The sequence below is a fragment of the uncultured Chitinophaga sp. genome (genome assembly GCF_937874145.1).
In the GTDB taxonomy this organism is placed as follows: Bacteria; Bacteroidota; Bacteroidia; order Chitinophagales; family Chitinophagaceae; genus Chitinophaga.
Map to the genome: position 1 here is coordinate 1 of NZ_CALNBI010000082.1, position 7,245 is coordinate 7,245.

Annotated in this window: 6 protein-coding genes; 4 read left to right on the plus strand and 2 right to left on the minus strand. The window is 57.6% G+C overall.

From position 1 onward, the window contains the following. The coding region (locus Q0510_RS03710) for a hypothetical protein (RefSeq protein WP_298708387.1) at positions 1–378 on the minus strand (378 nt) is incomplete at its 3' end. A gap of 156 nt (positions 379–534) precedes the next feature. Continuing rightward, entirely contained in the window at positions 535–1,893 is a 1,359-nt protein-coding gene (locus Q0510_RS03715) for a hypothetical protein (protein ID WP_298708389.1), read from the minus strand. Positions 1,894–2,175: 282 nt separating this feature from the next. Here Q0510_RS03715 and Q0510_RS03720 point away from each other — a divergent pair, with 282 nt between their 5' ends. From Q0510_RS03720 to ccoN, 4 genes are all read left to right on the plus strand, one after another. Next, entirely contained in the window at positions 2,176–2,889 is a 714-nt protein-coding gene (locus Q0510_RS03720; protein ID WP_298708390.1) for a c-type cytochrome, read from the plus strand. A 66-nt stretch (positions 2,890–2,955) separates the two neighbouring features. Beyond that, the gene (locus Q0510_RS03725) at positions 2,956–5,334 is read left to right on the plus strand and encodes a heavy metal translocating P-type ATPase metal-binding domain-containing protein (RefSeq protein WP_298708391.1); all 2,379 of its coding nucleotides are present in this window, start codon (positions 2,956–2,958) and stop codon (positions 5,332–5,334) included. Between the two features lie 87 nt (positions 5,335–5,421). Beyond that, complete coding sequence (ccoS, locus tag Q0510_RS03730) at positions 5,422–5,574, plus strand: cbb3-type cytochrome oxidase assembly protein CcoS (protein WP_298708392.1); 153 nt, start codon at positions 5,422–5,424, stop codon at positions 5,572–5,574. A 12-nt stretch (positions 5,575–5,586) separates the two neighbouring features. Then, positions 5,587–7,245 (plus strand): cytochrome-c oxidase, cbb3-type subunit I (ccoN, locus tag Q0510_RS03735; RefSeq protein WP_298708394.1); only part of this gene is annotated, 1,659 nt, incomplete at its 3' end.

The window sequence follows — 7,245 nt, forward strand, 5'->3', positions numbered from 1 at the left end:
GCGTTCCTGCGCGTCCTGCAGGGCGGCGGCGTGGTAGTGTGCGGGATTGAGCCCGTACAGCCGGGCGTTCCGTATCCAGTGCAGGAGGCTGTCGGCCTGGGGGATCGCTTCCCCGTTTTTCGACCACATCGCCTTCCCGCCACTTCCGGCGTAAGCGGCGCGCAGGGCGGCAGGGCTTTGGGCCATCACGCTGTCTTCCATCCAACCCTCATTGCCATCCACATACTCCAGCCGCTCCGCGATCTGTTGCGGCACCACTTCATCGAGCTGCTGCACATCCTGCACAACTTCCTGCTGACGGGGCTTCCCTTTCCTCTGCCCGCAGGCCGCGGCCAAAAGGATAATGAAAAAGGACAATACGATCTTGCGAAATCTCATTCCTGACTCAGATTAAAATTGACTGTCGAATGTAGTGATTATTGCAAAGACCGTGCTGCTATGAACGTGTGATTCCTGAATAATGCGTAAAAACCTGCGGAAATACGTATTTCCCGCAGGTTTCCGCAATTGATGGAATTACTTAATCCTCAATTATTATTTATGTATGGCCGGGCTGATCCGCAGGTAGACCTGGCCGCTGAGGGGTTGCTTGCCGTACAGGCCGTCGAGCGCGGCGTTGGCGAAATGGATGGTTCCCTGGGCGCCGAGGGCCACATTCGTTTTCCAGACGGCAGCCAGGGTGCGGGCGTAACCTAACGTAAAAGCATGTACGCCGAATTTATCTTCGCCGAAAGTTTCTTCCAGTTGCAGCTCATGGGTGGATTTCTCCACGAATTCGTACCGCCCGTACACCGCGTTCTTTTGCAGCTGGAGGTTGCTTTCCGCCAGGAAGGAATGCTCCCGGTGGCCGTCGCTCTTGTCGTTCAGCCCCCACACGGCGGTAGACGCCACAAAGCTGCCGGGCCGGCGAAGCGGAACGGTATGAATGGCCGACGCAGTGGTGCGCGTCACATCTTCGTCGGGCTCGCCGGCTTCCGGACTGTGGACGAAGGCCTGCGAAAATTGCAGTGCCCACTGGCGCGAGGGGTTGTAGCTCACGCGGTAAGCGTAACTGTCGAACAGCGGCTTATCGAAATTGTAACGGTCCTCATCCGGTTCGCGCCCGGTGAACGAAGAAAACTCCGCCTTCACCTGTTTATACCGGAAACCCAGCGTTCCCACGCCGAAAGTGATATGGGTGGCATCCTGCCAGTGGTGGCCCAGCGGCGCGTCGGGGTTGTTCATGGCGGAAACACGGTGCATAAACGCCGGAGCGCTGATCGCAGGCTCGCCCGGGTATCCGAGGTAAGCGTACACATCCATATCTTTATTGATGCTGTGCGTATATCCCACGCTCACTGCCGCGAAGAGGTCGTGCGGGTGCTGGCGGTCGACCAGCGGACGGCCGTTCCAGGTTTCGCCGGACTGGTACAGCAAGGGGTAACCGGATCCGCCCATCACCAGCCTGTCGAAGCTGAGCATGACGGTAGTATTGAAAAGCCCTTTCTTCCCCACGCGGTGGTTCATCATACCCATGAACCAGTTGGGCGCATCGGGTTTGGCGGCGCCGCGGCTGCCTTTGGCGGTGAAATCGGTGGAGGTATACCGCAGAAAGACGTTGCCGTGGAGCATGAAGCTGGTGCGGTCGTTGCCGGTCATGTACATGTACATCGGGCTGTTGTCGGGCAGCCAGCTGGTGCCGGATCCGTTGCGGTTCATGGGGAGGTGAAGGCTGTAGGCATGGGTCATATTCATTCCGTGTTGTTCATGACCGCCTTTTTCCTGCATGGTATGCCCGGCGTGAGGGTCTTTCGAAGGCACGGTATCTTTTTTCGGCATCGCATGATGCCCGTGTTGCGCGGACGCGGAAATAGTGATGGCAGTGAACAGGGCCAGTACTGCTAGTCGTTTCATACCCAAAGGTTTACTTACAACAATTTTTCTTTGTGAATAGCGATCCGATAAAACGGAAAATGCTGGTGATGATCTTCATATTGGCCAATTTTGAATGATGGAACAAAGGTACCCCCGTCCCCGGGAGCCTACGTTACACAATTATGCGCTTCTGTTACATCATTTATAGATAGTTCATTCACAACATTCCTGCCGGATATTGACCAAAGTCACCTTTCCCCCTGAGGCGGCTCACCTCCGGGAATGACGTTCCTTCGTAGCTTCCCATAAACGATTCGACCTATGAATGCTTCCCAATGGATTGAGCTCACGCACCCCGTAGCGTTGTTCCTGCTCTGTACGGCCACCGGCCTGCTTTTCATCATCATTCTCCTCGCCAATACGGTTATTTCTTCCATGGATGTTTACCGCGACAAACACCTGAAAAAAGACAACCTGGCGAAATCATTCATCCCCCTGATCCTCGTTCCCGGCCTGGCGGATGATATGTTTTTCACCCTGTCGGCGGTTGTGGTGCTAGAAGTACTGGTTATCCTCGCCCTGCTGGCCATCCTGCGGTTCATGACCGGGATCAGGATCAGCTATAAAGCCTGGGCCACCACCTGTATCCTTTTCGGCGTGCTGGGCTTCGTACTGGCCAATACCCTGGGCGAGCGCCCCCAGGCGCCAACAGCCGTAACGGAAGCCGCCGCGCCCGCGCCCGAAAGGGCCATCGACCCGGCCAATGTCCCCGAGTTGACGGATGCCGCCGACCTCGAAGCCGGGAAACGCATTTTCGCCCGCCGCTGCGCCGTGTGCCACGGCGGCGCGGGCAAAGGCACCATCGGCCCCAACCTCACCGACGGCGAATGGCTGCACGGCGGCAGCGTGAACGAGATTTTCCATACGATCAGGGCCGGCGTACCGGCAAAAGGGATGCAGGCCTGGGAGAAAGTCCTCAGCGACCTGGAGATCGCACAGGTGACCGGGTTCATTATTTCCCTCAAAGGAAGCTGATAACGATCATCGCCGGGTGTGACCCGACTCATCGCCCATGCGCGCAAGTGCGGATACTTTTGGCGCATGATCAAACAAGCCCAGGAAGTAAGCCATCAATGCGCGCATTGCGGCGAGCCTTGTCCACCCGACGAACAGTTCTGCTGCCAGGGATGCCAGACAGTTTACGAACTGCTGAACGAAAACGGCCTCTGCCGGTATTATGAGATCAACAACAAGCCCGGCGTGGCGCAGCGCCAGCCGGTGCGCCAGGATAAATTCGCTTTCCTGGACGACGAGCGCACCGAGCGGCAGCTATTGCAGTTCCGCGACGAGAAGCAGGCGCACGTTACGTTTCACATCCCGCACATCCATTGCAGCTCCTGCCTGTGGCTCCTCGAAAACCTGCACCGCCTGGATGCCGGCGTCCAGCAGACGGAGGTGAATTTCGCGGAAAAAGATGTCCGCATCATCTACGGCCCCAACAAAACTTCTCTGCGGAAAATAGCTGAAACGCTGACCAGCATCGGTTATGAGCCGTATATCAGTTTGCAGGACCTCAAGTCCCGCAAACCCGCCCCCAACCGCAAGCTCATTTACCAGCTGGGCGTGGCGGGCTTCTGTTTTGCGAACATCATGCTACTGTCGTTCCCCGAATACTTTTCAGGCGAGGGGCATATGGAAGGCCAGATGACCGTGGTTTTCAGATACCTGAACCTCCTGCTTTCCCTTCCCGTTTTTCTCTATAGCGCACAGGCTTTCTATATGCCCGCCTGGAAAGGGCTCAAACATGGTTTCCTCAATATCGACCTCCCCATCGTATTGGCGATAGTGACCACGTTCGTCCGCAGCGTGGTGGATGTGCTCTCCGGCTCGGGGGGCGGATATTTCGATTCGATGACCGGCATCGTGATGTTTATGCTGATCGGCCGGTTGCTGCAGGATAAAACGTACCGCGGGCTTTCGTTCGACCGGGATTACACCGCTTATTTCCCCATTGCCGTGACCGTGGTGAAAGACGGCAACGAAGCGCCCACGCAGTTGCCCGACGTAAAAACGGGCGACACCCTGCTGATCCACCATCAGGAGCTGATCCCAGCGGACGGCTTGCTGGTGAAAGGTTCCGCGCTGATCGATTACAGCTTTGTAACGGGGGAATCCGTGCCGGTGCGCAAGCAGATGGGTGAAATCATTTACGCCGGCGGGCGGCAGCTGGAAGGGAATATGGAAATCCTCACTATCCGCGAAGTGGCGCAGAGTTACCTAACGAGCCTCTGGAACCGCGAGGAGCTACGCCGCGACAATCCCGGCAAACCTTCGTTCATCCACCTGCTCGGACAGTATTTCACCTGGGTGGTGCTGTTCATTGCGGCGGCAACGGCGGTGTACTGGGGGATTTACGACAGTGCCAAAATCTGGCCTTCGGTAACGGCGATCCTCATTATTGCCTGCCCCTGCGCGCTGCTGCTGGCGGCGTCGTTTACGAACGGTCACATGCTGCGGATCCTGAGCCGGCATAAACTGTACCTCCGCAATGCGCAGGCCATCGAGCGGCTGGCGGGGGTGACACATATTGTTTTCGATAAGACGGGCACGCTGACAGGCAAGTCGAGCACCACCGTGTCGTGGCACGGGCGGGAGCTGACGCATGCGGAAGTGAGCGCCGTGGCGGCTTTGACGGCCCATTCGCAGCATCCGGCGAGCCGGCAGGTCCGCGAGTTTGTTGGCAAGCCGGTGGTGCATACCATCGACCGGTTCAGCGAGCAGACAGGGCAGGGCTTGCAGGGATGGGTGCACCAGATGCACGTGCAGCTGGGCAGTGCGGCGTACACCGGGGCGCGGGAGGCCGTGCAGCCGGGCGCGAGCGTGGTGCATGTGAACATCAACGGCGACCATGCCGGGTACTACCTGCTGGAGCATGCTTACCGCAAGGGGATCCCGGAAATGCTGGGCGAATTGCAGCAGCATTTCGGGCTCACGCTGCTTTCCGGCGACCAGCCGGGCGAAGCGGGGAATTTACGGCGGATGATGGGCGACAAGGCGACTTTGCTTTTCCAGCAGCAGGCGCACGACAAGCTCGACCGGATCGTGCAGCTGCAGGAAAAGGGGGAAAAGGTGCTGATGATCGGGGACGGGCTCAATGATGCCGGCGCCCTTCGCCAGAGCGATGCGGGGATCAGCCTCACCGAGGATTCCAACAACTTTACCCCTGCCAGCGACGGCATCCTGGAGGCATCGCAGCTGCACCGGCTGCCGGCGTTCATCCGGATGAGCCGGATCAATAAACGCATCATTCTCATTGCTTTCCTGTATTCGATCGTGTATAACCTGACGGGATTGTTTTTCGCCGTGCAGGGCATTTTAAGCCCGCTGACGGCCGCTATCCTCATGCCGTCCAGTTCCATCAGCATTATCCTGCTGACCTGGGGGATGAGCGAATATGCGGGAAGGAAGCAACTCCGTTGATGAGCATCATCGGGCGGTTTGATCCGGGTCATCTGTACGCGGGCGCCACCTCGATACTTTTACATCACAATTACAAACTACCGGATCATGAGCGTTATCATCATTCTTTTATGCGTCAGTCTTGCCGTGGCCATCTTTTTCCTGGTGGCCTTTATCTGGTCCGTGAAGGACGGGCAATACGACGACGACTACTCTCCTGCGCACCGCATGCTTTTCGATGACAAAACCAGTAAAGAATAAACCTCCGTTAATATGTCTCTTGAACAATTTTCGTACGACAACCGCACCGTCAAATGGTTTGCCTATGCCGCCATTTTCTGGGGCCTCATTGGTATGCTGGCGGGCCTGTGGGCCGCGCTGGAGCTGGTGGTCCCCGGCGCCAACCTGGGTTTTGCGCCCATTACCTTCGGACGCCTCCGGCCGGTGCACACCAATGCGGTGATATTCGCATTTGTGGGCAACGGTATATTCATGGGGGTGTATTACTCGCTGCAGCGCCTTTGCAAGGCGCGTATGTGGAGCGACCTGCTGAGCAAGATCCACTTCTGGGGATGGCAGGCCATTATCCTGGGGGGCGCGCTGACGCTGTTCCTCGGGTACACCACCGGTAAGGAATACGCCGAGCTGGAATGGCCTTTCGACATTGCCATTACCCTCATCTGGGTGGTATTCGGCGCCAACATGCTCGGCACCATCCTGAAGCGCCGCGTGAGCCATCTGTACGTTGCCATCTGGTTCTATATTGGAACCTGGGTGGCCATCGCCATGCTGCACATCGTGAACTCCTTCGAGATGCCGTTGTCGCTTTTCAAGAGCTATTCGTGGTACGCCGGCGTGCAGGACGCGCTGGTGCAATGGTGGTACGGGCACAACGCCGTGGCGTTCTTCCTCACCACTCCTTACCTCGGGCTGATGTACTACTTCGTACCGAAAGCCGCCAACCGTCCCGTTTATTCCTACCGCTGGTCGATCATCCACTTCTGGGCGCTGATTTTCATTTACATCTGGGCCGGCCCGCACCACTTATTATATACCGCGCTGCCTGAATGGGCGCAATCCCTCGGCACCGTGTTCTCCATCATGCTGATCGCTCCCTCCTGGGGCGGTATGCTCAACGGCCTCCTCACGCTCCGCGGCGCCTGGGACCGTGTGCGGGAAGACGCCGTGCTGAAGTTCTTCGTGGTAGCCCTCACCGCATACGGTATGGCCACTTTCGAAGGCCCGATGCTGTCGCTGAAAAATGTGAACGCCATCAGCCACTACACCGACTGGACCATCGCCCACGTACACGTAGGCGCCCTGGGCTGGAACGGCTTCCTCACCTTCGGTATCCTCTACTGGATGATCCCGCGGCTGTTCAACACGCAATTATTCTCCCGCAAATGGGCCAACGCCCACTTCTGGATCGGTACGCTCGGTATCATCTTCTACGCCATTCCCCTGTACTGGGCTGCATTTACGCAGAGCATGATGTGGAAACAGTTTACGGAAGACGGAACGCTGAAATACCAGTTCATCGAAACCGTGAACGTGATCGTACCCATGTACGCCCTGCGGGCTGTAGGCGGGCTGCTCTATATCTCCGGCGTGATCCTCATGATCGTGAACATCGCTAAAACCGTTCGCCGAGGCACATTCGTTGCCAACGAGCCCGCCGAAGCCGCGCCGCTCGTGAAAACCGCCGTTGCGGAAACACACGGCAAAAGCAAAGGCCACTGGCACAACTGGATCGAGAAACGCCCCGTGCAGATGGTGGTATTCAGCCTGATCGTAGTAGGTATCGGCGGCGCCCTGGAAATGGTGCCCACCTTCCTGGTACGCAGCAACATTCCCACCATCAGCAGCGTGAAACCTTATACACCGCTGGAACTCCACGGCCGAGACATTTACATCCGCGAAGGCTGCTACACC